At 73.9% G+C, this 24174-nt stretch carries 21 protein-coding genes and 3 tRNA genes; 10 read left to right on the top strand and 14 right to left on the bottom strand.

Annotated elements, in window-relative coordinates; all coding sequences use genetic code 11:
• A partial coding sequence (locus tag C2142_RS26505; protein ID WP_241002794.1) for a beta-ketoacyl-[acyl-carrier-protein] synthase family protein occupies positions 1-831 on the top strand: 831 nt, incomplete at its 5' end.
• Positions 832-904: 73 nt separating this feature from the next.
• On the opposite strand, the gene C2142_RS26500 is transcribed toward C2142_RS26505, so the two are convergent.
• Positions 905-1399 (bottom strand): DUF3145 domain-containing protein, encoded by a 495-nt coding sequence (locus C2142_RS26500; protein ID WP_148645265.1) that lies wholly within the window; start codon positions 1397-1399, stop codon positions 905-907.
• 361 nt (positions 1400-1760) lie between these two features.
• A complete protein-coding gene (locus tag C2142_RS26495; RefSeq protein ID WP_148645264.1) occupies positions 1761-2783 on the bottom strand; it encodes an NADP-dependent oxidoreductase in 1023 nt (340 codons plus the stop codon).
• A 94-nt stretch (positions 2784-2877) separates the two neighbouring features.
• On the opposite strand from C2142_RS26495, the gene C2142_RS26490 reads away from it, so the two are divergent.
• Entirely contained in the window at positions 2878-3342 is a 465-nt protein-coding gene (locus C2142_RS26490; RefSeq protein WP_148645263.1) for a MarR family transcriptional regulator, read from the top strand.
• A 157-nt stretch (positions 3343-3499) separates the two neighbouring features.
• On the top strand, positions 3500-5059 hold the full coding sequence (locus C2142_RS26485) for an LCP family protein (RefSeq protein WP_148645262.1): 1560 nt from the start codon (positions 3500-3502) through the stop codon (positions 5057-5059).
• Here C2142_RS26485 and C2142_RS26480 read toward each other — a convergent pair.
• Complete coding sequence (locus tag C2142_RS26480) at positions 5056-5979, bottom strand: pyridoxal-phosphate dependent enzyme (protein WP_148645261.1); 924 nt, start codon at positions 5977-5979, stop codon at positions 5056-5058. The two genes, C2142_RS26485 and C2142_RS26480, sit on opposite strands and share 4 nt — an antisense overlap.
• A gap of 196 nt (positions 5980-6175) precedes the next feature.
• Positions 6176-6249, bottom strand: a tRNA-Ile gene (locus C2142_RS26475).
• A 191-nt stretch (positions 6250-6440) separates the two neighbouring features.
• Here C2142_RS26475 and C2142_RS26470 point away from each other — a divergent pair.
• The gene (locus C2142_RS26470; protein ID WP_148645260.1) at positions 6441-7304 is read left to right on the top strand and encodes a hypothetical protein; all 864 of its coding nucleotides are present in this window, start codon (positions 6441-6443) and stop codon (positions 7302-7304) included.
• A gap of 155 nt (positions 7305-7459) precedes the next feature.
• On the top strand, positions 7460-8209 hold the full coding sequence (locus tag C2142_RS26465) for a trypsin-like peptidase domain-containing protein (RefSeq protein ID WP_148645259.1): 750 nt from the start codon (positions 7460-7462) through the stop codon (positions 8207-8209).
• Positions 8210-8342: 133 nt separating this feature from the next.
• Here C2142_RS26465 and C2142_RS26460 read toward each other — a convergent pair.
• A tRNA-Asn gene (locus tag C2142_RS26460) sits at positions 8343-8415 on the bottom strand.
• Positions 8416-8475: 60 nt separating this feature from the next.
• Positions 8476-8548 (bottom strand) — tRNA-Asn (locus C2142_RS26455).
• Positions 8549-8791: 243 nt separating this feature from the next.
• On the opposite strand from C2142_RS26455, the gene C2142_RS26450 reads away from it, so the two are divergent.
• The 4 genes from C2142_RS26450 to C2142_RS26435 all read left to right on the top strand — a co-directional run bounded on the left by C2142_RS26450 (position 8792) and on the right by C2142_RS26435 (position 13792).
• Positions 8792-9085 carry a hypothetical protein gene (locus C2142_RS26450; protein WP_241002793.1) on the top strand — a complete coding sequence of 98 codons (294 nt, stop codon included), beginning with the start codon at positions 8792-8794 and terminating at the stop codon, positions 9083-9085.
• A gap of 107 nt (positions 9086-9192) precedes the next feature.
• Positions 9193-10626 carry an FGGY family carbohydrate kinase gene (locus C2142_RS26445; protein ID WP_148645257.1) on the top strand — a complete coding sequence of 478 codons (1434 nt, stop codon included), beginning with the start codon at positions 9193-9195 and terminating at the stop codon, positions 10624-10626.
• A 118-nt stretch (positions 10627-10744) separates the two neighbouring features.
• Positions 10745-12148, top strand: coding sequence for a glutamate decarboxylase (locus C2142_RS26440; RefSeq protein ID WP_148645256.1), 1404 nt, complete (start codon positions 10745-10747; stop codon positions 12146-12148).
• Between the two features lie 489 nt (positions 12149-12637).
• Complete coding sequence (locus C2142_RS26435; RefSeq protein WP_148645255.1) at positions 12638-13792, top strand: XRE family transcriptional regulator; 1155 nt, start codon at positions 12638-12640, stop codon at positions 13790-13792.
• Here the strand turns inward: C2142_RS26435 and C2142_RS26430 are convergent.
• The 6 genes from C2142_RS26430 to C2142_RS26405 form a co-directional block, all read right to left on the bottom strand.
• Positions 13789-14901, bottom strand: a complete 1113-nt coding sequence (locus C2142_RS26430) for a sigma-70 family RNA polymerase sigma factor (RefSeq protein WP_241003274.1) — start codon at positions 14899-14901, stop codon at positions 13789-13791. The genes C2142_RS26435 and C2142_RS26430 overlap by 4 nt on opposite strands.
• Before the next feature lie 226 nt (positions 14902-15127).
• Positions 15128-17035, bottom strand: a complete 1908-nt coding sequence (dnaG, locus tag C2142_RS26425; RefSeq protein ID WP_148645253.1) for a DNA primase — start codon at positions 17033-17035, stop codon at positions 15128-15130.
• A gap of 62 nt (positions 17036-17097) precedes the next feature.
• On the bottom strand, positions 17098-18408 hold the full coding sequence (locus tag C2142_RS26420; protein ID WP_148645252.1) for a deoxyguanosinetriphosphate triphosphohydrolase: 1311 nt from the start codon (positions 18406-18408) through the stop codon (positions 17098-17100).
• A 156-nt stretch (positions 18409-18564) separates the two neighbouring features.
• Positions 18565-18930: a hypothetical protein gene (locus C2142_RS26415; RefSeq protein WP_148645251.1), complete on the bottom strand. Its 366-nt coding sequence runs from the start codon at positions 18928-18930 to the stop codon at positions 18565-18567.
• A 163-nt stretch (positions 18931-19093) separates the two neighbouring features.
• A complete protein-coding gene (locus C2142_RS26410; protein WP_148645250.1) occupies positions 19094-19507 on the bottom strand; it encodes a nuclear transport factor 2 family protein in 414 nt (137 codons plus the stop codon).
• A gap of 20 nt (positions 19508-19527) precedes the next feature.
• Positions 19528-20817 (bottom strand): MFS transporter, encoded by a 1290-nt coding sequence (locus tag C2142_RS26405; protein WP_148645249.1) that lies wholly within the window; start codon positions 20815-20817, stop codon positions 19528-19530.
• 97 nt (positions 20818-20914) lie between these two features.
• On the opposite strand from C2142_RS26405, the gene C2142_RS26400 reads away from it, so the two are divergent.
• Positions 20915-21505, top strand: coding sequence for a TetR/AcrR family transcriptional regulator (locus C2142_RS26400; protein ID WP_162002549.1), 591 nt, complete (start codon positions 20915-20917; stop codon positions 21503-21505).
• 123 nt (positions 21506-21628) lie between these two features.
• Here the strand turns inward: C2142_RS26400 and C2142_RS26395 are convergent, their stop codons facing one another.
• Together C2142_RS26395 and C2142_RS26390 are read right to left on the bottom strand one after the other, a co-directional pair.
• Positions 21629-22609, bottom strand: a complete 981-nt coding sequence (locus C2142_RS26395; protein ID WP_162002548.1) for an SGNH/GDSL hydrolase family protein — start codon at positions 22607-22609, stop codon at positions 21629-21631.
• A gap of 263 nt (positions 22610-22872) precedes the next feature.
• Complete coding sequence (locus C2142_RS26390) at positions 22873-23817, bottom strand: PAC2 family protein (RefSeq protein WP_148645246.1); 945 nt, start codon at positions 23815-23817, stop codon at positions 22873-22875.
• Positions 23818-24174 lie beyond the last annotated feature (357 nt).

Here is a 24174-nt window from a genome sequence, read left to right as displayed (position 1 = left end):
ATGCCCAACTCCCCGGCGGCCAACGTCGGCCTGGAGGTCGGCGCCCGCGCGGGTGTGCACACCCCCGTCTCCGCCTGTGCCTCCGGCGCCGAGGCGATCGGCTACGCGATCGAGATGATCCGTACCGGCCGCGCCGACGTCGTGGTGGCCGGCGGCACCGAGGCCGCGATCCACCCGCTGCCGATCGCCGCGTTCGCCAACATGATGGCGATGTCCAAGAACAACGACGACCCGCAGCGCGCCTCCCGCCCGTACGACAAGGGCCGCGACGGCTTCGTGCTCGGCGAGGGCGCCGGCGTGGTCGTGCTGGAGTCGGTCGAGCACGCCGAGGCGCGCGGCGCCCGGATCTACTGCGAGGCCGTGGGCCAGGGCCTGTCCTCGGACGCCCACCACATCGCCCAGCCCGAGCCGACCGGCGCCGGTGTGGCCCGTGCGCTGGCCGACCTGTTCGAGCGCAACGAGCTCGACAAGGCCGAGATCGTGCACGTCAACGCGCACGCCACGTCGACCCCGCAGGGTGACACGGCCGAACTGAAGGCGCTGCGCAAGGAGCTCGGCGAGCACCTGGACCACATCGCCGTCTCGGCCACCAAGTCGATGACCGGCCACCTGCTGGGCGGCGCCGGCGGCATCGAGACCGTCGCCACCGTGCTGGCCCTGTACAAGCGGACCGCCCCGCCGACCATCAATGTCGAGGAGCTGGACGACGACGTGGACGCGGACATCGTCCGGGACGTGGCCCGTCCGCTGCCCGAGGGCCGGATCGCGGCGCTGAACAACTCGTTCGGCTTCGGCGGCCACAACGTGGTGCTGGCCTTCCGCACCGTCTGAACCGCCAGGACCGCCTGATCGCACACGCGAAGGGGCCGGCGCCCGCCACGGGCGCCGGCCCCTTCGCGTCGTCTCAGACCACCTGGTGCAGCCAGCGCACCGGGGCACCCTCACCCGCGTAGCGGAACGGCTCCAGCTCGTCGTCCCAGGGTTTGCCGAGCAGCCGGGAGATCTCGGCCTCCAGGTCCGCCCCCTCGCTGCGGGCGCGCAGCAGGACGGCGCGCAACCGGTCCTCGGGGATCAGGATGTCGCCGTGGATGCCCGTGACGGCGTGGAAGATGCCGAGCGCGGGCGTGCTACTGTACCGCTCGCCCTCCGCAGTGGCGCAGGGCTCGCTGGTGACCTCGTACCGCATCAGCTGCCAACCGCGCAGGGCGGAGGCGAGCTTCGAGGCCGTACCGGGCTCGCCCTGCCAGGACAGCTCGGCGCGCCAGTGTCCGGGCGCGGCCGGCTGGCGGATCCAGTCCAGACTCACCCGTGCACCCAGCACCCCTGCGACGGCCCACTCGACGTGCGGGCACAGCGCGCGGGGCGCGGAGTGGACGTACAGGACTCCACGTGTCGTCACCGGGACCTCCAGGCTGTGGACGAGGGTCGCCTTCCCCAGCTGCCTCGCGTTCGCGCCTGTAGTTGATCCACAGTTACCCACGTTAGCCGACATTAAGCCACTAAATTGAGCAAAACGGACAGGCTTTCGCTCAATGCTAGTCGAATCCTGAACGAGGTCCACCCCTCGGTCGGATCTCTCCCCCGAACGGCCCCATCGCCAGGCGGGACCACCGTACCGCGCCGCCCCGCACGATGGATGACGCACTTTCGGATCCGGCCGGAATCCGGTAGTGCGGCCGGATCCCCTGCGCCCGGTACGCAAACCGCCCCGCGCACACGGGGTGCGGCGGGGCGGCCCGGCGGCGGGTACTGACTCGGCGTCAGCCGTCGAGGCGGACCACCATCTTGCCGGTGTTGCCGCCGCGCAGGAGGTCCAGGAAGGCGTCGGCGGTGTTCTCGAAGCCGTCCACCACGGTCTCCTCGTTGCGCAGCCTGCCCTCCGCCAGCCAGCCACCGACCTCGGCGACGAACTGCGGCTGCAGGGCGGCGTGGTCGCCCACCAGCATGCCCTCCAGGCGCAGCCGCTTGCCGATCGCCAGCGCCAGGTTGCGCGGGGCCGCCGGCGCGGTGGTCTCGTTGTACTGGGCGATCGCGCCGCAGAGCACCGCACGGCCGTGCACGCCGAGCGCGCCGATCGCGGCCTCCAGGTGGTCGCCGCCGACGTTGTCGAAGTAGAGGTCGATGCCTTCCGGTGCGGCCTTGGCGAGCTGCTCGGCGACCGGGGCGTCCTTGTAGTTGAACGCGGCGTCGAAGCCGTACTCGCCGGTCAGCCTGGCGACCTTCTCCGTCGAGCCGGCCGAGCCGACCACCAGCGAGGCGCCCTTGAGCCGGGCGATCTGGCCGACCATCGAGCCGACGGCGCCGGCCGCGCCGGAGACGAAGACCCGGTCGCCCTCCTTGAGGCCGCCGACCGCCAGCAGGCCGGCGTACGCGGTGAGGCCGGTCATGCCGAGCACGCCGAGGTAGGCGGAGAGCGGCACGGACGGGTCGACCTTCACCGCGCGCTTCGCCTCGACGGTGGCGTACTCGCGCCAGCCGAGCCCGTGCAGCACGGCGTCGCCCGGGGCGAAGCCCTCGGCGGCGGAGGCGACCACGTAGCCGACCGCGCCGCCGTCCATCGGCCGGCCGAGCTCGAACGGCGGGACGTAGGACTTCACGTCGTTCATCCTGCCGCGCATGTACGGGTCGACCGAGAGGTAGGCGTTGCGGACCAGGATCTCGCCCGGGCCCGGGGTTCGGACCGGCGCCTCGACCAGCGCGAAGTCGGTCGGGACCGGCCAGCCCTGGGGGCGGGCGGCGAGGTGCCATTCGCGGGCGGTGGCGGGCGCTTCCTGCTCGGCCATCGGGGTGCTCCTTACTGCCTGAAAGGTTGACTTAATGAAGTAACGATGGACATGAAAGGTTCATGTTGTCAACTGTTCAGGTAGACTGTGGGTCATGGACACCCAGCCGACCCGATCCGGCGCGCCGCAGCCCGACGAGATCACCCGTGAGGTCGTCGACCTGATGGCCAACCTGGTCGCGCTCTTCCATCGCGAGTACGAGGAGGCCGCCGCCGCCCGCTCGCTCACCGGCGCCCAGGCCAAGGTCCTCGCCCTGCTGCGGCGCGGACCGATGCCGATGCGCCACATCGCCCAGACGCTCAGCTGCGAGCCGTCCAACATCACCGGCATCGTCGACCGGCTGGAGTCCCGCGGCTTCGTCACCCGGGAGGCCGACCGGCAGGACCGCCGGGTCAAGCTGGTCGCCGCCACCGACTCCGGCGCGGCCGCCTCCGAGGAGCTGCGCGAGTCGCTGAACTTCGCCCGCGAGCCGCTGGCCGCCCTCGGCCCCGACGAGCGGACGGTGCTGCGCGACCTGCTCCGCCGGATGCTCTCGGGCGCCTCCGGCCCCGGAGCGTGAGCAGCATCACGGCCCCGCCGGCCGATCCGGCGCAATTGGCAGGCCTGCGGCTGTAACCGAACACTCCCCCGGAACGTCTAACGTTCGAGACTCGCACCGGCCTGCCCATGAGCCGGTGCGCGCAGGGAACGACACCAGAAGACGGGGGGCCCGGGGGATGAGCAGCAGCTCGCGCCGGCGGCGCATCGTACGGACCGCCGTGGGCCTCGCCGCCGTTCTCGTGCTGTCGGTGGCCGGCGCCGGCGCCTGGTTCTACCACCGGCTGGACAGCAACATCACCACCTTCGACGCGGGCGGCGTCGCCACCGAACGGCCGCCGGCCCCCGTCCCGGTCACCCCCGGCGCCTCCGTCCCGGTCAACGTCCTGGTCCTCGGCTCGGACACCCGGGACGACGGCAACGCGGACCTCGGCGGCGGCGAGGAGGGCGTCGGCCACTCCGACACCGCGATCCTGCTGCACATATACGCCGACCACAAGCACGCCGTCGGCGTCTCCATACCCCGCGACACGCTGGTGACCATCCCGGCCTGCCGGCTGCCCGGCGGCGGCTGGACGTCCCCCAGGACCAACCAGATGTTCAACTCGGCCTTCACCGTGGGCGAGTTCCCCAAGGGGAACCCGGCCTGCACGCAGAACACCGTCGAGACGCTGACCGGCCTGCGGATCGACCACACCATCGTGGTCGACTTCAAGGGCGTCGCCGCGATGACCGAGGCCGTCAACGGCGTGGACGCCTGCGTCCCCAACGACGTGAACTCGCACAACATCCACCTCAAGAAGGGCATGCAGAAGCTCTCCGGGCAGCCCGCGGTGGACTACCTGCGGGCCCGCTACGGCTTCGGCGACAACTCCGACATCGGCCGGATGAAGCGCCAGCAGGCATTCCTCTCCTCGATGATCAGGAAGGTCCAGGGCCAGGGCTTCTCGCTGCCGACCCTGCTCCCGCTGGCCGACGCGGCCACCCGCTCGCTCACCGTGGACGAGGGCCTGGGCACCGCGATGAAGCTGGTCGACTTCGCCCAGTCGCTCCAGCAGATCAAGCTGTCCGACATCACCTTCGTCACCACCCCCTGGCGCTACTCCGGCGACCGGGTCGCCCTGGTCCACCCGGACGTCGACACCCTCTGGAAGCTGCTGCGCGAGGACCGCACGCTGGACGGGCAGTCCACCGGCGCGGCCCCCGCCTCCCCCTCGCCGTCCGCCGCCTCCGCCGCCCCGGGTGCCGCCCCCTCCGCCACGACCGCCTCCGAGGCCTCGCCCACCGCGCTCTCGCCCACCGCGCTCTCGCCCGACCAGGCGGCCGCGCCGATCACCGTCGTCAACGGCGTCGGCACCCCCGGGCTGGCCGGCAAGGGCGCCGAGGCCGTCCGCGCCAAGGGCTTCCAGAACGTCACCCTGGGCCCCACCAACGGCGGCCGGCTGCAGACCGAGATCGCGTACGACCCGGCGCTGAAGGCCGTCGCCGACCAGCTCGCGCCGCTCTTCCCGGGGGCACGGCCGGTCGAGGAGGCGGGCTCCGGGGGAATCACCGTCACCCTGGGCCGCGACTACCGCCCGACGGCCGGCACCGGGCTCGACTCCGTCGACATCCCGGGCGGGCCGGCCGCCGGCCCCACCACCACCGGCACGCCCGCCCCGAGCGGCGTGCCCAGCGGCATCGCCGAGAACAGCCGCGGGGCCGACACCGACCCCTGCGCCAACCTGACCTTCGGCTAGCCGGCGTCCGGCGGGTCCGGCAGACCGGTGACCACCGCGGTCAGCCGGGTGCCCGCCGGGAACGCCCCGGCCCCGGCCAGGTCGTACAGGGCGGCCAGCAGCTTGGCGACGTAGCGGCGCTCCAGGGCGATCCCGTGGCGCCGCTCGAAGCCCTCGGCGAAGGCCTCCAGCCCGGCCGGGACCCGGCCGTAGCCGCCGCCGTGGTGGTCGTGGTCGATCCGCCAGTTGCCGAACTCCCGCCCGTAGGCGGCCCGGTGCAGCCGGGCGACCTCGCCCTCCAGGTAGCCGGCGCCGCCGCGCAGCACCGCCACCCCCAGCGCCCGCGCGCCCGGCGGCAGGCCGGCCGCGATCCCGGCCAGGGTGCCGCCGGTGCCGACCGGGCAGCAGACCACGTCCCGCTCGCCGAGGTCCGGCAGCTCCGCCGGAACGGCCGCCGCGCCGGTCGCCGCCAAGGCGTTGGAGCCGCCCTCCGGCAGCACCGTACAGGGGCCCCAGCGCCGTTGCAGGCCCTCCGCCACGTCCTCGTCCAGCTCACAGCGCCCGGCCGTCTCCCGGTACTCGGAACGGGACAGGAAGACCAGTTCCATCCCCGCCGCCTCGGCCGCCCGCAGCGACCAGTTGCGCGGCGCGTCGGCCAGCTCCTCGCCGCGGACCAGCCCGACGCTCTCCAGCCCGAGCGCGCCGGCCGCCACGGCGACCGCGCGCAGATGGGTGGAGTAGGCCCCGCCGAAGGTCAGCAGCCTGGTCCGCCCCTGCCGGACGGCCGCCTCCAGGTTGGGCCCGAGCTTGCGCCACTTGTTGCCCGGCACCGCCGGGTGCAGCAGGTCGTCGCGTTTGAGCCGCAGCCGCACCCCGGCCCGCGCCAGCACCTCGTCGGTGCAGTCCACCAGCGGGGTCGGCAGCAGTGCGGGTTCGAGCATCGGGCCAGGATACGGAGGCGGGGCGCGGCATCACGGCGACGGGGGCGGACCCCGGGCGGCGGGCGGCGTCAACGAGCCCCGGGAGCGGCCCTATTCGGGTGATTCCCGGCCTGTCGGTACGGCCGCCGACGCCACCGGTCACTAGAGTGCGTGCAGATGACCACACCTGGTCAAGCCCGGTCGTCCGGGCGAAGGGTGGGGCGGGTGGGACTCGAACCCACGACCAAGGGATTATGAGTCCCCTGCTCTAACCGGCTGAGCTACCGCCCCGGTTCGCCGCGCGCACCGGTCGCCCGGCCGCGGCAGCAGCAGACGGCCCCGCGAGGCCGTCCCGGGCAGCATAGCCGGTCGATCACCCGTGGTGCGCGCCGGGGGCGCACATGGGTGCGCGCGGATGCACGCCTCCCCGCGCGGAGCAGCTCCGCTGGCAGGACCCCGGCGGCCCCCTGGAACCTGGGCGGATGACGGTACGTGAGCTGGCGGCGACCGGAGCCGCACTGGCAGTCCTCGCAGCGGCGGGCTGCACCACCGCGGCGGGCCCCGGCGGTGCCACCCCGACGGTGGGTTCGCACCCGGCGTCGCCCTCCGGCTCGGGCCCCGCCTCCACCGGCAGCCACGGCTGGAGCCGGGAGCGGCTGCGCGGCGCCCTCGGCCGACAGACCGGCGTCACCCGCACCGCCAAGCCCACCGTGCTCAACGGCCTGGTCGGCGCCGTCTTCACCCGCAACGCGGACGGCGACCACTTCTGCACCGCCAGCGTGGTCGACAGCGCCGGGCTCAACCTGATCGTCACCGCCGCGCACTGCGTCTGGGACCCGCAGCTCGGCCAGCGCAGCGACCTGGTGTTCGTCCCCGGTTACCGGGACGGCGACACCCCGAGCGGCGTCTGGCCGGTGCTGGCGGTCACCGTCGACCAGGCCTGGAAGGACGACGGCGACCCTGACGTCGACGTCGCCTTCGCGGTGGTGCAGCCGCAGAACGGGCAACAGGTGCAGCAGGTGCTCGGCGCCAACCGGCTGGGGGTCGACCGCGGCTACCAGCTCCCGGTGAAGATCACCGGCTACCCCGGCACCAGCGAGGTCCCGATCACCTGCAGCAACACCACCACCGAGCAGAGCCCCACCCAGCTGAGGATCGACTGCCCGGACTACACCGGCGGCACCAGCGGCAGCCCCTGGGTGACCGACTTCGACCCGGACACCCGCACCGGCACCGTGGTCGGCGTGATCGGCGGCTACCAGGAGGGCGGCGACACCCCCGACACCTCGTACAGCAGCTACTTCGGGGACCGGGTCCAGGCGCTGTACGACCGCGCCACCGGCTGACCGGGCCCGGACCGCCCCCGGACCACCCGGACGCCCCAAAGGGAAGGCGCCGGGCGCCGGGGTTGGCGCCGCCGGGCGGGGACTGGTAGATCTTCCTCACGTACGGCGGTCCGCACGACCCGCAGGGGCCGCCCCGAGGACGAGACGGAGCCGCGATGGCCTCCCGCCCGGTACGGCTCCCGCGTGCGGCCCAGGCGGTCGCACTGGCGGCCCTGCTGCTCGCCGCCGGCACCGCGTGCGGCGGAGGGGACAACCTGCCCCCGACCGCCGCGGTCGCGCAGCAGAGCCCGGCGGGCGACCGGGTCGGCACCCTCTCGATCCACACCGCCGACGGCCCTCGGGCCTGCACGGCGAGCGTGGTGCACAGCCCGCGGCGCAACCTGCTGGTGACCGCCGCACACTGCGTGCAGAGCCGCCGGACCGGCCTGCTGGACGGCCTGGTGTTCACCCCCGGCTACCGCAACGGATACTCCCCCTACGGGAGTTGGCCGGTGCAGTCGGTGACCGTCGACCCACGCTGGTCGGCCGGCGACGACCCCGAGTACGACGTGGCGTTCATCACCCTCCGCCCGGCTGGCGGCCGGGAGGTCGAGGACGCGGTCGGCGGCAACCCGCTCGGCACCGGCCAGGGCTTCGGTCTCCCGGTCTCGGTGACCGGCTACCCCAACGCGAGCGACGAGCCGATCACCTGCTCGACCCGGACCAGGTCGCAGAGTCCCACCCAGGAACGCTTCGACTGCGGCGGCTACACCGACGGCACCAGCGGCAGCCCGTGGATCACCCCGACCGGCGCGGTGGTCGGCGTGATCGGCGGCTACCAGGAAGGTGGCGAGACCCCGGGCACCTCGTACAGCGTCACCTTCGACGGCCGGGTCGCCGAGCTGTACCGCCAGGCCACGGCCTGAGGCCGGGCCGCGCGGGCGGGACGCCCGGACGTGCGGCACAACGGGACGGCCCGAACGTGCGGCACAACACGAAGGCCCCCCGGTCGACCGGGGGGCCTTCGCTCTGAGCAGACACCGGGCGGACCCGGTGAAGCTCCCGCATTTGGACTCGAACCAAAAACCTGCCGGTTAACAGCCGGCTGCTCTGCCAATTGAGCTATGCGGGATCGCGATGACACACGCCACCACGGACAGGCCGACCGCCCCCGGAGGGACCTCCACCTGAGCTCCCCCAATTGGACTCGAACCAATAACCTGCCGATTAACAGTCGGCTGCTCTGCCAATTGAGCTATGGGGGATCGGCTTCCGCTTCGGCCCCCGGTTCCCCGGGCTCCTCGGCGCTCGCTGCGGGACATACATTAGCGCACTCGGGGGGGTGGTCCGCCAATCGCTTTCCCCGGCCCTCCCGGCGACCCCGCCCGGCGCGCCCCGCGCGCGCCCCGCGGAGCACCCGGGGATGCTGGGGGCACGGACGGTTCGCCGCCCCGAAGGACGGGTAGGGCAATGCGGCAGACGCCGCCAGGAGAGGGTGGAATCCGATCATGTGGAAGCTGTCGTTGATCGTCGGACTCGCGGCCGGCTACGTCCTGGGCTCGCGGGCGGGGCGCCAGCGGTACGAGCAGATCGCCAAGGTCACCCGGCAGGTCGCCCAGAACCCCAAGGTGCAGACCGCCGCCGACAAGGCCAGGCAGCAGGCCGGCGCCGCCGCCGGGAAGGCGGCCGGAGCCGTCGCGGACAAGGTCGGGGACAAGCTGCCGAACTCGGTCACCGACCGGGTGCCGTACTTCAACCGGCCCCGGGTGGAGGACGACAGCTGGGGTACCTTCCGTCCGTGACCGGCCGGTGACGGCAGGGTGTCCGGGACGGCTCCGGAGCGGTACCGAAGGGGCAACACTTGCCCGGACGGACCGCGCCCGGACGCCCGCTGAGGCATGATCTCGACATGGCCATCGTCGCGGGGATAGACAGCTCGACCGGTCGCACCCGGATCGTCGCGTGCGACACCGGCACCGGCGCGGTGCTGCGGTCCGGCAAGGCGCCGCACCCCACCCCCGAAGGCCAGGACACCCGGGCCGGCGAGGCCGACCCGCAGATCTGGCTGCACTCGCTCGGCGACGCGGCCGCCGGCGGCCTGCTGGAAGGCGTCCGGGCGATCGGCGTCAGCGCCCAGCAGCACGGCATGATCGGCCTGGACGCCGGGGGCGTGCTGGTACGGCCCGCGATCCTCTGGAACGACCCGCGCTCCAGCGGCGCCGCGGCCGCCCTGCTGGACGCGCTCGGCGGCCCGGCGGCCTGGGCGGCCGCGATCGGCGCCGTCCCGGGCCCGACGTACACCATCGCCAAGCTGCGGTGGCTGGCCGAGTTCGAGCCGGCCAACGCCCGCCGGGTGGCCGAGGTGCTGCTGCCGCACGACTGGCTGGTCTGGCAACTGCTGGGCCACCCCAAACGGCGCACCACCGACCGCGGCGACGCCTCCGGCACCGGCTACTGGTCGCCGATCACGGGCGAGTACCGGCAGGACCTGATCGAGCTGGCCCTCGGCCACGAGCTGAGGCTGCCACACGTGCTCGGCCCGGCCGAGCCCGCCGGGCACACCCCCGAGGGCCTGCTGATCTCGGCCGGCACCGGTGACAACATGGCCGCCGCCCTCGGCCTCGGCCTCGAACCCGGCGACGCGGCGGTCTCCCTCGGCAGCTCCGGGACGATCTTCGCCGTGCACGGGCAGGCCGTGGTGGACGCCACCGGGCTGGTCTCCTCGTTCGCCGACGCCACCGGCCGCCACCTCCCGATGGTCGCCACCCTGAACGCCGCCCAGGTGCTCCGCTCCACCGCCGCCCTGCTCGGCCGGGACCTGGAGGGCCTGAGCGAGCTCGCACTGCAGTCCTCCCCCGGCGCGTACGGGATGGTGCTGCTGCCCTACCTGGACGGCGAGCGGACGCCCGCGCTGCCGCACGCGGCCGGCACGCTGACCGGGGTGCGGGCCGAGTCGATGACCCCGCAGCACCTGGCCCGGGCCGCCGTCGAGGGCATGCTCTGCAACCTCGCGGACGCGCTGGACGTGCTGCGCGCCCGGGGCGTCGAGGTGAAGCGGGTCTTCCTGCTCGGCGCGGCCGGGCGCCTGCCCGCCGTCCGGCAGATCGCGCCGCTGCTGTTCGGCGTCCCCGTCGTGGTGCCGCCGCCCGGCGCCCACGCGGCCCGCGGCGCGGCCCGACAGGCCGCCTGGGCGCTGGCCGGCACCCCCGAGCCGCCGCGGTGGGAGCTGCCGGAGACGGTCACCGTCACCCCGGACGCCGAGCAGGACCTGCCGGTCGGCTCGGCGGTGCGCCAGCAGTACCGGGCCGCCCGCGAGCAGATCCACCCGGAGACGGCCAGGTGAGACGGTCCCTGGGACGGCCCGTCGGGACGTCCCGTGCGGCGGTGAAGATGCGTCACCCCGCGCCCGGTGGCAGCGTGGACTGCGAAGCGGTCACCGGAGCGAAGGACGGCAGGGCCTCATGGCGTTGCACAAAGGAGCCGGCGACGACCGCCGGCTGACCGTCAGCCCGTTCGTCGGCACCGCCGACCCGCTCGGCCCGATGGAGCTGGCACCGCCGCTCCACCGGCTCGCCGACGACCCGGTGCCGGCCGACACCGCGTACCAGCTGATCCACGACGAGCTGATGCTGGACGGCAACGCCCGGCTCAACCTGGCGACCTTCGTCACCACGTCGATGGAGGTCCAGGCGACCAGGCTGATGACCGAGTGTCTCGACAAGAACATGATCGACAAGGACGAGTACCCGCAGACCGCCGAGCTGGAACGGCGCTGCGTCGCGATCCTCGCCGACCTCTGGCACGCCCCGGACCCGGACAGCGCCGTCGGCTGCTCCACCACCGGCTCCAGCGAGGCCTGCATGCTGGCCGGCCTCGCCCTCAAGCGCCGCTGGATGCACCGCAACGCCGAGCGCTACGCGGCCGGCGCCCGGCCCAACCTGGTGATGGGCGTCAACGTGCAGGTCTGCTGGGAGAAGTTCTGCAGCTTCTGGGAGGTCGAGGCACGCCTGGCCCCGATGGAGGGGGACCGCTACCACCTCGGCGCCGAGCAGGCCGTGGCCCTCTGCGACGAGAACACCATCGGCGTGGTCGGGATCCTCGGCTCGACCTTCGACGGCTCCTACGAGCCGGTGGCGAAGATCTGCGCGGCCCTCGACGCGCTGCAGGAGCGCGCCGGCCTGGACGTCCCGGTGCACGTGGACGGTGCCTCCGGCGGCATGGTCGCGCCCTTCCTCGACCCCGAGCTGGTCTGGGACTTCCGGCTGCCCCGGGTCACCTCGATCAACACCTCCGGCCACAAGTTCGGCCTGGTCTACCCGGGCGTCGGCTGGGCGCTCTGGCGGGACCACGAGGCGCTGCCCGAGGAACTGGTCTTCCGGGTCAACTACCTCGGCGGCGAGATGCCGACCTTCGCGCTGAACTTCTCCCGCCCGGGCGCCGAGGTGATCGCGCAGTACTACACCTTCCTGCGACTGGGCCGGGGCGGCTTCCGCGCGGTGCAGGAGGCCTGCCGCGAGGTCGCCGTCTACCTGGCCGGGCGGATCGAGGCGCTCGGCTGCTTCGAGCTGCTGACCCGGGGCGAGGAGCTGCCGGTCTTCGCCTTCACCACCACCGACGACGTGCCGTTCGACGTGTTCGACGTCTCGCGGCGCCTGCGCGAGCGCGGCTGGCAGGTGCCCGCGTACACCTTCCCCGAGAACCGGAAGGACCTCTCGGTGCTGCGGATCGTCTGCCGCAACGGCTTCTCCCGGGACCTCGCCGACCTGCTGCTCGCCGACCTCACCCGGCTGCTGCCGGAACTGCGGCGCCAGCCCGGCCCGCTGAAGGACCTCGGGGTGCCGCCGCGCACCGGCTTCCACCACTGACCGCGTCACGGCCCCCGGTGCGCCCGGGATGCGCCCCGGATCCCCCGCTCCCCCGCGCCGGTCCTGGGACTCGCGCCGGTCCTGGGGACCTGCGCCGCTCCGGGGAGGAAATGGTCGCGGCGGGGAGGGCTGCACGATGCGCCCTCCCCGCCGCGCGTCCCTGCGGTCCGGGGCAGCCTCCCCCCGCGAGGCTGCCCCGGCCGGTGGGGGATTCGGGACGTCAGGGAACCGGGCCCGGAATCGGTGCCCGGACGAAGGATCAGGGCGCCGAAATCGGACCGGCCTGAGAACTCTGCACGACTGACGTGTGAATGTTCGAGTCGTCAGCGGGGGTGTGAGACACTTCCGTCCGTCTCAGCGCCATGACCTGGTGTTTGAGACGGCAGGCCGGTGAGGTTGGAGACGCGGAGACGCCCCCAGGCCCCGGGCCGGTGCCCAACTCGGCCCTGTTGGTCCCGCGTCCCCTGTTTCTGATGTTGGGAAGGCCTCATGGCATCCGCCTGGAAGCAACTGCCGGACGAGCTGTCCGGCCCCGCCCGACGCCTGACGGAGGAGCTCCGCGCCGTCAAGGACGCGACCGGGCTCTCGCTGTCGGAGCTGGCAACCCGGACCCACTACAGCCGCGCCTCCTGGGAGCGCTGGCTCAACGGCAAGCGGGTCGTCACCGAGCAGGCGCTGGACGCGCTGATCGGGGCCGTGGAGTGCGACGGCCCCAGGCTGCGGGTGCTCTGGGCGGACGCGGTGGCACCGGAGAACGTCCGGGAGCCCCGGGCCGGGGCCGGCGTGGAGCCCGGCATGGAGTCCGTGGAGCCCGGTGCGGAGTCCGTGGAACCCGGCGGGGAACCCGTGGAACCCGGTGGGGAGCCCGTGCCGGAGGGCCTCACGGACGTCCTCTCCGGGCCGGTGGCCGAGACGGTGAGCGGGCCCGCGACGGAGGCCGCCGACCCTGCGGAGGACCTTGCCGTGGGCCCCTTCGCCGGGGAGCCCTCCCCGGCGACGCCGTGGTGGCGCCGGCCGGTGGCGCTGGCGGCCGGCGCGATGGCGGCGGCGGTGCTACTGGTGCTGGCCGGGGTCCGGTACACCCACGGCGGCGGGGAGGAGCCGGCCGCCGTCGCGCAGCCCGTCCCGACCACGGCCACGGCCACGAGCCCGGCCGCCAAGCCCGCCTCGCCGGCCCCGCCGGCGTCCGCCTGCCAGGCGATGGGCTGCTCGCACAAGGACCCCAAGGCGACCGGCTGCGGGGCCGACGCCCGGACCCTGCAGACCAACAACATCGCCAAGGTGGTCATCTACCTCCGGTACAGCGAGAAGTGCCAGGCCGCCTGGGCCGCCATCACCGAGGGCGAGCCGGGCGACTCCTCCACCATCACCAGCAGCAGCGGCGAGACGGAGACGGCGCTCATCCACTGGGGCTACGACAACTACTCGCTGATGGTCAACGCGGCGGACCCGGCCGCGACCTTCCAGGTCTGCGGACAGCAGCCGGCCGGGGGCGCCTGCACGGTGAGCGCCTCCGACCTGGCCCACCTGGTCGCCTCCACCCCGATCCCGATCGGCCCGGCCTCGCCGCCGACCACGGCGAGCCCGACCGCCCCGGGCGCGGACGCCGCGAGCCCGGGTGGCGCGAGCCCGAGCGGCTCCTAGTCCAGGTAGCCGCGGAGCTGCTCGGCGAAGGCGTGGTCGCGGAGCTTGACCAGGGTCTTGGACTCGATCTGGCGGATCCGTTCCCTGGTCACCCCGAACACCACCCCGATCTCTTCCAGAGTGCGGGGGCGGCCGTCGTCCAGGCCGTAACGGAGCTGGACGACCTGGCGCTCGCGCTCGCCGAGGGTGGCCAGCACCGCCTCCAGGTGCTGACGCAACAGCAGGAAGGTGGCGGACTCGGCGGGTGAGGCGGCGTCGGCGTCCTCGATCAGGTCGCCGAGCGCCACGTCGTCCTCCTCGCCGACCGGGGTGTGCAGCGAGATCGGCTCCTGGGCCAGCCGGATCAGCTCGCGCACCCTCGCCTCGGTCAGCTCCAGCACGACGGCGATCTCCGCCGGGGTCGGTTCGGTCCCGCGCTGCTGGAGCAGCGCGCGCTGCACCCGGACCACGCGGTTGATCAGTTCGACCACGTGCACCGGCACCCGGATCGTCCGCGCCTGGTCGGCCAGCGCCCGGCTCATCGCCTGCCGGATCCACCAGGTGGCGTAGGTGGAGAACTTGTAGCCGCGGGCGTAGTCGAACTTCTCCACTGCCCGGATCAGGCCGAGGTTGCCCTCCTGGACCAGGTCCAGCAGGGTCAGCCCGCGACCGATGTAGCGCTTGGCGACCGAGACCACCAGGCGCAGGTTGGCCTCGATCAGCCGCCGTTTGGCGATCCGTCCGATCACCACCAGGGTGTCCAGCTCACCGGCCAGCGGGTCGGCGGGCGGCGGCTCGCGGTTCAGCCGCTCCTCGGCGAAGAGGCCGGCCTCGATCCGGCGGGCCAGCTCCACCTCCTCGGCGGCGTTCAGCAGCCGGATCCGGCCGATCTCGCGCAGGTACTGGCGGAGCAGGTCCGCCGAGGGGCCGGTCACGCCGGCGGGAGCCGGGTCGGCGTCGAGGTCGGGTTCGACGTCCGGGTCGGCATCGGCTTCGGCCCTGGTACCGGGTTCGGCGTCCGGTTCCGGGTCCGAGTCGGCTTCGGCTTCGGCTTCGGCTTCGGCTTCGGCTTCTGAGGGTTCAGGGTCCTCGGGGACCTCGGGGACCTCGGGGTGGCCCTGCGCGGGCACCCGGGCACCGTCCGGCGGCGGAGTGCCGGCCCGGCCGTGGTCGTCGTGGGGGGCGAGCGGGTCGGTGGTCGGGCGGGTGGTCGCGGCAAGACCTTGGTCCACGGGCATCCCTCGGGGCGGGCGCGACTCTGGCGGACCCGCGCTGTACGGAGGTGGGACGCCCTCCAGTGTGCGGCACGCCACACTCCGTGGCCGAGACTCGTGCGCGGACTTTCTCCGGAGAGGGCTACAGCCCCGCGGCACCCTGGCTGCGCAGTCGCTGCTTGTACTGCTCAAGCTGCCAGAGCTCGTTGCTCACCGCGTTCCACTCCTCGCTCGCGCCGCGAGCGTGGAGCTGGTTGAGGTAGGCGCGCCCTTCGGTGATCCTCTGGTCCACCGCCTGGAGCCGCAGCTGCACCAGGAACTCCCCCGCGTAGATCGCGTCCGCCTTGCGGCGCGACCGCACCGGCTCCACGGTGAGCTCGGTCACCAGCGACCGCACCTGGTCGTCCGGGGACGCCTCGCGCACCTCGCTGGTGAAGTCGGCCCGGCCGGCCCCGTGCGCCGCTCCGCCGGCCTGGGCGATGGCCCGGCGCACGGCGGTGTACGGCGGGGTCGGAAACTCGTCCTCGCCGTAGTGGTCGAAGGCCGGGGCGACGAGGTCCGGGTGCTGAAGGGCCAGTTTGAGCAGCTCGCGCTCGACGAACTGGGCCGGGTCACGCGGGTTGAGGCGGAAGAGCGGGGTGACGGACCTGACCGGCTGCGGCTGCTCGGGGCGGCGCTGCTGGCCGTTGGCCCTCGGGTTCAGCTGGCGCTCGCGGTCCCAGCGGGCCAGCTGGGAGATCCGGCGGACCACGAACTGCTCGTCCAGGATGCCGAGCATGCCGGCCAGCCGGACGGCGTACTGGTGCTGGATCGAGCGGTCCTTGATCTTGGCGACGATCGGGGCGGCCTCCTCCAGCGCCGCCGAGCGGCCCTCCGGGGTCTCCACGCGGTGCCGGGCGACGGCCGAGCGCAGCGCGAACTCGAACAGCGGGACCGGGTTGTCGATCAGCTCGCGGACCGCCTCGTCGCCCTTGGCCAGGCGCAGCTCGCACGGGTCCATTCCGCCGGGGCTGACCGCGATGGAGGTCTTGGCGGCGAACTTCTGGTCGTCCTCGAAGGCGCGCAGGGCGGCCTTCTGGCCCGCCGCGTCGCCGTCGAAGGTGAAGACGGTCTCGCCGCGGTACTGGGAGGTATCCATCAGCAGCCGGCGGATGATCTTGATGTGATCCTCGGCGAACGCCGTACCGCAGGTGGCCACCGCCGTGGTGACACCCGCCAGGTGGCAGGCCATCACATCGGTGTAGCCCTCGACCACCACCGCCCGGCCGGACTTGGCGATCTCCTTCTTCGCCAGGTCGATGCCGTACAACACGTGGGACTTCTTGTAGATCGGCGTCTCGGGGGTGTTCAGGTACTTCGGGCCGTTGTCGTCCTCGCGCAGGCGGCGGGCGCCGAAGCCGACCACCTCGCCCGCGATGTCCCGGATCGGCCAGACCAGCCGGCCCCGGAAGCGGTCGATCAGGCCGCCGCGCTGGCCCTGCGAGGCCAGGCCGCCGAGCAGGATCTCCTTGTCGCTGAAACCCTTGCCGCGCAGGTAGCGGACCAGGTGCTCCCAGCCCGCCGGGGCGTAGCCGACGCCGAAGGTCTGCGCCGCCTGCTCGTCGAAACCGCGCTCGTCCAGGAAACGGCGGCCGATCTCCGCCTCCGGCGAGACGAGCTGCTCCTGGTAGTAGGCGGCGGCCACCTTGTGCGCCTCGACCAGGCGGGTGCGCTCGCCCTGCTGGTGGCGGGGGCTGTACCCGCCCTCCTCGTAGCGGAGCGTGATGTTGGCCTGGGCGGCCATCCGCTCGACGGCCTCGGCGAAGGTGAAGTGCTCGATCTTCATCAGGAAGGCGATGGTGTCGCCGTTCTCCTGGCAGCCGAAGCAGTGGAAGACGCCCTTGGAGGGGTTCACGTAGAAGGAGGCGGACTTCTCGTCGTGGAAGGGGCAGACACCCTTGTACTCGCCACCGCCACCATTGGTGAGCTGTACGTAGTCACCGACGACCACGTCGATCGGCAGTGCGCTGCGCACCGCCTGTACGTCTTCGTCCCTGATGCGCCCGGCCACCCCGGAAGTCTACTTGGGTGCCGTGGGTTTCCGGGGCGGCGCGGGGCGGACCGGGGCCGGGGCTACTTCCAGGCCGCCCCGACCAGCTTGGCGTGCAGCGCCGTGGCCGAGGCGTCGGTGAGGGTCGCGATCTGGTCGATCACCGCACGGAGGGCGGCGCGGTCGTCGTCCGCCTCCTCGTAGAGGGTGGCGAAGACCGGGTCGAGGCCCTCGGGGGCGCGCTGGTTCAGCACGTAGGCCAGCTCGGCGATCACGATCCGCTGGCGGGCCCGCAGCTGGGCCTGCTCGTCGCGCTGCATCACGAACCGGACGGCGACCGCCTTCAGCACCGCGCACTCCAGCCGGACGTCCCGCGGCACCACCAGCTCGGCCGCGTACCGGGTGAGCCGGCCGGGGCCGTAGCGGGCCCGGGTGGCCTGCTCGGCGGCCAGGCAGAAGCGGCCGATCAGCTGGCTGGTGAGGTCCTTGAGCCCGGCCCGGGCCCGGGCCGAGCCGTCGTAGGAGCCGGGCCACCACTCCTGGGCGAGCAGCCGGTCCAACGCCGCCGCCAGCTCCTCGGGCTCGGCGTCCTGGGCGTAGCGCCCGGCCACCTTGAACAGCTCGGCGCGCTCGCTCGGCGCCCGCAGCACGGCCGGGTCGATGTGGCCGGCTTGGAGACCGTCCTCGACGTCGTGGGTGGAGTAGGCCACGTCGTCGGACCAGTCCATGACGGTGGCCTCGAAGCACTTGCGCCCGGCCGGGGAGCCGGCCCGAAGCCAGCGGAAGACCGGCAGGTCGTCGGCGTAGACGCCGTACTTGGGCGAGGCCGGGTCGGTGGGGTGGGCGCCGTGCGTCCAGGGGTACTTGGTGGCGGCGTCCAGGGCGGCGCGGCTCAGGTTGAGGCCGACGCTGCGGCCGGGCCAGGGGGCGAGCCGGGCGGGCTGATCGTCCTGCGGGGCGAAGCGCTTGGGCTCCAGCCGGGTGAGGATGCGCAGCGACTGCGCGTTGCCCTCGAAGCCTCCGCAGGCCTCGGCGGCCTGGTCGAGCGCCTCCTCGCCGGTGTGACCGAACGGCGGGTGGCCGATGTCGTGGGCCAGGCAGGCGGTCTCGACGAGGTCCGGGTCACAGCCCAGGGCGGCGCCCAACTCCCGGCCGACCTGGGCGCATTCGAGGGAGTGGGTGAGCCGGGTGCGGGGGAAGTCGCTGCGCATCGGGGCGACCACCTGGGTGGTGCCGGCCAGCCGGCGCAGGGCGGCGGAGTGGAGCACGCGGGCGCGGTCGCGCTGGAACGCCGTCCGGCCGGGGCGCTTGTCCGGTTCGGGCACCCAGCGGGCCTCTGCGGCGTGGTCGTACGGGCTCGGGGCTGCGGTGAGGCGGTGCGCGGTGTCGTCCATATGGCCATCACGGTACGCCGCGGCTCCGACACCCGGGGGGTGCCGCGCGCGAAGGGGCGCGGGCCGGAGCGTGAACCCTTGCCTGCGGGCCGGGGTGGGCGGGGCGCGCGGCGCGGGCGGGGCGTGCCGGGGCGTGGTCGGGGCGCGGAGCCGCAGTCAGGCGGCGAGCAGCCCGCGCCAGCGGGGGACTTCGGTGACCGCGCAGGCGGCGGCCAGAACGGTGACCACGACGGCGACCGGTGCCGGCCAGGCCAGCCAGGAGGAGACGACCGCGGCTGCCAGCTGGAGGACCACCAGCCCGATGGTGACCGCGCCGGGGACCGCGACGAGGACCTGCTTCTTGTCCCCCGGGGTGGCGAGGACGGTGGGAAGGCCGATCAGGACGACCACCGAGAGGACCGCCAGCACGACCGAATGCGGGGCCAGCGCCCAGGGGGTGGCGACCCAGGCGACCAGTTCGGCGAGGAAGCGGAGGGCGTCGGCGAGCCGGACCGGATCCCGGGGCGCGGTGGCGGAGTTCACGGCGGCATGGTGGCACGGGGGCGCGGCGGGCGGAAGGGGTTGATCACGGGGCGGACGGCGGGCGGCAGCCCCGTCGGCCGGTGGCGCGCCTGCACCGGCTCCCCCGGACGGTCCGGGGGAGCCGGTGGGTCGCGCCGTCGCGCCGCACCCGGGCCGCGGTGGGTCAGACGACCGGACGGCCGCTGGCGGTGGTGGCGGGGACCGCCTCGTTGAGGTCCCAGTGCTCGGCGATCAAACCGCCTTCGAGGCGGAAGACGTCGATGACGGCCCGGCCGTCGTCGCCCGGGGCGGCGGTGAACAGGGAGTGCGCGAAGACCAGGTCACCGTCGGCGGCGAGGCGGCGCAGCTCGAAGCGGAGCTCCGGCAGCTGGGCGCGGAGGCCGTCGACGAAGGCGGTGAGCGCCGCGCGGCCGTCGGGGAGGTTGGGGTTGTGCTGGGCGAGGTCCTCGGCGAGGTAGCGGCCGGCCAGGTCGGTCCGCCCCTGGTTCCAGACGGTCTCCAGGTAGTCCCGGACCAGCTCACGGGCGGTGGCGAGGTCGGTGGCGGTGGCGGTGGTGGTGGCGGTGGTGACGTTCATGGGACGGCTCCTGTTCGGGGTCAGGCGGTACGGGACTGGACGGTGACGGCGGCGCCGGGCCGGCGGCGGACCGGGCCGCGGACGGAGGCGAGGTGGGACAGGCCGGCGAAGGCGAGTGCGGCGAGGCCGACCGCGGGCAGCGCCCGGGCGCCGAGGACGGACAGCAGCGAGCCCGCGAGCAGGCTGCCGAGGCTGATGCCGACGTAGAGCATCGAGGCGTTGAGCGCGAGCAGCACGCCGCGCTGGTCGGGGCGGAGCGCGATCAGCCGAGCCTGCTGCGGGGCCTGGTAGAGCTGGCCGAAGAAGGCCCAGACGGCGAAGAGCAGCAGCGCTCCGGCCGGTCCGCGCGGGGAGGCGAGCAGACCGGCGAAGGCGGCGGCCAGGCCGGCCAGGGTGACCGTGACCGTGACCGCGCCCCCGAGCCGCGCCGAGAGCCGGACCCCGCAGGCGTTGCCCAGGACGCCGACCGCGCCGAAGGCGAAGAGCACCCCCGTCACCGCACCCGGCCCGAGCCCGAAGCGGGCGGCGAGGTAGGCGCCGGCGACCCCGTAGACGGTGAACTGGGCGGCCATGCAGAACAGCGTGGTGAGCACGGTCGCCGAGGCGCCCGGGGCGGCCAGCACGGCCCGGTAGGCGGCGGCGGTCGGTGGCTCCCCCGCCGGGACGGCCGGGACGAGGGCGGCGACCAGGGCCAGCGCCAGCAGGCTCGCCCCCGCCACCGCGGCCAGCGCCCAGCGCCAGCCGACGGCCTCGCCCAGGTAGGAGCTGAGCGGCACACCGGCGACCGCCGCGACCGTCATTCCGGCGAACACGGTGGCCAGCGCACGGGAGCGGCGCTCCTCGGGGACGATCAGCGAGCCGACCGCCGAGGAGGCCGGGCCGAACACGGCGCCACCGAGCCCGGCCACCACGCGCGACACCGCCAGCACCCCGTAGGAGGGGGCGAGGGCGCCGAGCACGCCGCCGGCGGTCAGCAGTGCCAGGCCGACGAGGAGTGCGGCCCGGCGGTCCAGCCGGCCGAGCAGGGCGGGGGCGAAGGGCGCGGCCAGCGCGAAGCTCAGTGCGAACACGCTGACCAGGACGCCGACGCTGCCGGGCCCGGTGTGCAGGTCACGGCCGATCGGCGAGCCGAGGCCGACCACCGCCAGCGAACTGGTGCCGAGGGTGAAGTAGCCGAGCGAGAGGGCCAGCAGGGCAGGTGCGGCTCGGTCGGGCCGGCCGGGGTTGCGGGCTTGCGCGGACTGCCCGGGTCGTTCCGGTCGCCCGGGCTGCCCGGATTGCCCGGATTGCTGTGCGGGGTGGGGATGCATCGGAGCCCCCCTTTCCAATACGGTCCGTTGCGTATTGCTATTCCAATACGAGACGCACCGTATGTCAACCCCTGGAGTGGGCTCTAGAGTGGGCCCCATGACCGGACGACCACGCGACCCCGCCGTCGACGCCGCCATCCGCGCGGCCGTCACCGAGATCGTCGAACGCGACGGCTACCGGGGCCTGAGCATGGAGGGCATCGCCGCCGTCAGCGGCGTCTCCAAGCAAACCGTGTACCGCCGCTACCGCAGCAAGGGCGAGGTGGTGCTGGACACCCTCGGCGGCATCGCCGCGACCAGGCTGCCGACGCCGGACACCGGCTCACTGCTCGGCGACCTGACCGTCCTGCTCACGGCGACGTTCGAGGCGCAGCGGACGGTCAGCGGCACCCTGAACCGGGCCCTGGCCGCGGAGGCGTTGCAGGACCCCGAGTTCGGCGCCCTGCTCTGGGAGCGGCTGATCAAGGTGCGGCGGGAGGCGGTGCGTGAGCTGCTGGCCCGCGGCCGGGAGCGCGGCGAGGTCGTCCACCCGAACGACGACCACCTGATCGACCTCGTCTTCGGCCCGATGTGGTACCGGCTGCTGTTCGACGTTCCGTCCCTGACCTGGGACTACGCCGCCGAACTGGCGCGCAGCGTCACCCTGGTGGCCCGGGGTGGCAAGGGCCCCGGGCACTCCCGGAACTGACGGGCCGGAATCCGGCCGGCGACGGTCACGCCCCGGGCGGTGTTGAGCGCGGCGGCGGTCAGCCCCGGATGACCTCACGCGCGTCGGCGGTCACGCCCCGGACCGCCTCGCGCACGGCCGCGGTCAGCCCCGGACCGCCTTAAGCACGGCGGCGGCCACGCCCTGCTGCCCCTTGGCGTTGGGGTGGATCGCCGCCAGGCCGGACGCCGGGAAGGGCGGCTCGACCCAGCGGTCGGCCTCCCCCGCGCACATGTCGTGACCGGCCGAGGGGGCGGCGGCGTCCACGAAGACCGCGCCGGCCGTCTCCGCGCGGCCCTTGAGCATCGCGTTCAACTGCTGCTCCTTCTCCGCCAGGAAGCCGAGGTCGGCCGCGGCGACGGCGCCGCCGAGCACCGGCGCGCAGGCGGCCGGGTCGGCCGGAAGCAGCGAGGGGTAGCCGACCACGTACACCCGGGCCTGCGGGGACCGGCGCCTGACCTCCTGGAGCACCCGGCCCAGTCGCTCGCCGGCCGCGTCGACCTTGCTCTGCACCTGGTCGACGGCGCCGGCGGCGGAGGCGTAGTGCTCGCGGCACGGCGACTCGGCCCGGCCCGATCCGACCAGGCCCTTCACCACGTCGACCAGGTTCTCCCTGGCGCACTCGCCGACGACTTCCATGAACCCGGCGTCGTTGCCGCCGATCCCGACCGTGACCAGCCGGGTGGCCGGGGTGAGCGCGTCCAGTTGGGGCGGGTTGGCCCCGCCGTCGGTCTGCTGGGAGCCCGTCAGGTCGCCGGTGCGGGCGCCACTGCAACTGACGTCGCGGAACTGGCCGTCCGCCAGGCCCAGCGACTTGGCCACCAGGGACGGGTAGTTGACCGCCGACCGGGCGCAGCCCCTGGGCTCCCCCACCTGCGGGGCGATCTTCAGGCCCGAGGTGTACGAGTCCCCGAGGGCGACGTACGGGCCGACGGGCGTGGGTGTCGGCGTCGGCGTCGGCGTCGCGGTGGCCCGGACCGGGTGCGGGCCGTCCGGCGCGGGGGCCCCGGTTCCGTCGCCGCCCCCGCCGCTGCACCCGGCCAGCAGCAACACGGCCAGCCCGGCGGCCAGAGCAGCGGCCCGCACCGGCAGCGGGCGCGCAGCAGGGAGCGGGCGCGCAAACGGCAGCGGGCGCACAGCCGAGCACGCGGTCGGGCGTGTGGCCGGGCCTGTTGCCGTCGGGCCTGGCGTGGTCGGGCCTGTGGGCACCGGCATGGAATCCCCCCGGGGGTCGGAACGACGACGTCTCTCCCTGTGGCGGCCCGTCCCCCGGGCACCTCGTCGCCAACGAACGGGCGGTGTCCGATGACTCCCGCCCGTCCGGGGATTCCCGGATCCTGCGGTACGGCCTACTCGGGGCCGCGCTCGTGCTCGGCGAGGAACTGCTCGAAGCGCCGGCCCAGCTCGTCCGCCGACGGCAGGTCGACCGGCTCGGCCAGCAGACTGTCCCGGCCCTCGGCGCCCGCCACCGCGTCGTACTGGCCCTCCATGCCGCGGATCGCCGAGCGCAACTCGCCGTCCCCCTGGGCCAGCTGCTCCTCGATGTCGGCGTAGACCTCGCCGACCCGCTCGCGCAGCCGGGTGCCCGGCAGCACCAGGCCGGTGGCCGACTGCACCGCCTCCAGGATCAGCACCGCCGCCGCCGGATATTCCGAGCGCGCCACGTAGTGCGGCACGTGCACGGCGAAACCCAGCACGTCGTGCCCGGCCTCGGCGAGCCGGTACTCCAGCAGCGCCTGCGCGCTGCCGGGCACCTGGGCCTGCTCGAACCACTGCGGGTACCCGGCCGCGAGGTCCAGCCGGTTGCCGTGCGGGGTCAGACCGACCGGGCGGGTGTGCGGCACGCCCATCGGGATGCCGTGGAAGTCCAGCGTCAGGCGGACCTCGAACTGCTCGACCAGCCCGCGCACGGCGGCCGAGAAGCGCTCCCACTCGACGTCCGGCTCGGGGCCGGTGAGCAGCAGGAACGGCGCACCGGCCGCGTCGTGGACGAGCTGGAGCAGGATCTCCGGCGGGTCGTAGGAGGACCAGTGCTCGCGGTCGAAGACCATCGCGGGGCGGCGGGCCCGGTAGTCCACCAGGCGGTCGTGGTCGAAGCGGGCCACCACCTGCGGCGAACCCTGCTCCAGCAGGTGGGCCATCACCTGTCCGCCGGCCTCGCCTGCGTCCATGAAGCCCTCGAAGTGGTGGAGCAGGACCAGGCCGGCGCCGGTGTCGGCCAACGCGGCGTTCGCCGCGGCCACCGCGGCCACGCCCTGCTGATCCAGCTCGTACAGCGCCTGGGGATCACGCACCGCGCACCCAACCCCGTTCTCTACTCGTCGACTCGTACCGGCTTCTCCTCGTCTGCAGCGTGCCCGGACCCGCCGGAATTCCCGCGCTGGCCGGGCGTCGGACCGCCGCTGCACCGGTGAACGTCCGGCGACCCGCCGGAGTGCCCTCCGCGGCCCACCGGAGTGCCGTCCCGACCATGATCGCACCCGGACGGAAAACCGCTGGTCACGGGCGCCCAGAGGCCTCCGGAAGGGCCTCCGGGGCAAAGCTGCGCGGCCATTCGTGTGCCGCGAAGTGACGCACCGCCTTCTGGCGGGTATCGTCCTCTCGCTGCCTCGCATCGTCGCGTCGTCGTCACGTCGTCCGTAACGCCGTCG

The sequence above is a fragment of the Streptomyces sp. CB01881 genome, from assembly GCF_002953255.1.
Taxonomy (GTDB): Bacteria; Actinomycetota; Actinomycetes; order Streptomycetales; family Streptomycetaceae; genus Kitasatospora.
Note: the sequence above shows the minus strand (reverse complement) of the source record. Positions and strands in the feature narration are given on the sequence as shown.

Coding starts and splice junctions, on each gene's coding strand:
- C2142_RS26450 (WP_241002793.1), top strand. CDS start 8,792: ATGTGGAAGCTGTCGTTGATCGTCGGACTCGCGGCCGGCTACGTCCTG.
- C2142_RS26420 (WP_148645252.1), bottom strand. CDS start 18,408: ATGGACGACACCGCGCACCGCCTCACCGCAGCCCCGAGCCCGTACGAC.
- C2142_RS26445 (WP_148645257.1), top strand. CDS start 9,193: ATGGCCATCGTCGCGGGGATAGACAGCTCGACCGGTCGCACCCGGATC.
- C2142_RS26485 (WP_148645262.1), top strand. CDS start 3,500: ATGAGCAGCAGCTCGCGCCGGCGGCGCATCGTACGGACCGCCGTGGGC.
- C2142_RS26490 (WP_148645263.1), top strand. CDS start 2,878: ATGGACACCCAGCCGACCCGATCCGGCGCGCCGCAGCCCGACGAGATC.
- C2142_RS26405 (WP_148645249.1), bottom strand. CDS start 20,817: ATGCATCCCCACCCCGCACAGCAATCCGGGCAATCCGGGCAGCCCGGG.
- C2142_RS26440 (WP_148645256.1), top strand. CDS start 10,745: ATGGCGTTGCACAAAGGAGCCGGCGACGACCGCCGGCTGACCGTCAGC.
- C2142_RS26495 (WP_148645264.1), bottom strand. CDS start 2,783: ATGGCCGAGCAGGAAGCGCCCGCCACCGCCCGCGAATGGCACCTCGCC.
- C2142_RS26480 (WP_148645261.1), bottom strand. CDS start 5,979: ATGCTCGAACCCGCACTGCTGCCGACCCCGCTGGTGGACTGCACCGAC.
- C2142_RS26435 (WP_148645255.1), top strand. CDS start 12,638: ATGGCATCCGCCTGGAAGCAACTGCCGGACGAGCTGTCCGGCCCCGCC.
- C2142_RS26400 (WP_162002549.1), top strand. CDS start 20,915: ATGACCGGACGACCACGCGACCCCGCCGTCGACGCCGCCATCCGCGCG.
- C2142_RS26465 (WP_148645259.1), top strand. CDS start 7,460: ATGGCCTCCCGCCCGGTACGGCTCCCGCGTGCGGCCCAGGCGGTCGCA.
- C2142_RS26410 (WP_148645250.1), bottom strand. CDS start 19,507: ATGAACGTCACCACCGCCACCACCACCGCCACCGCCACCGACCTCGCC.
- C2142_RS26470 (WP_148645260.1), top strand. CDS start 6,441: ATGACGGTACGTGAGCTGGCGGCGACCGGAGCCGCACTGGCAGTCCTC.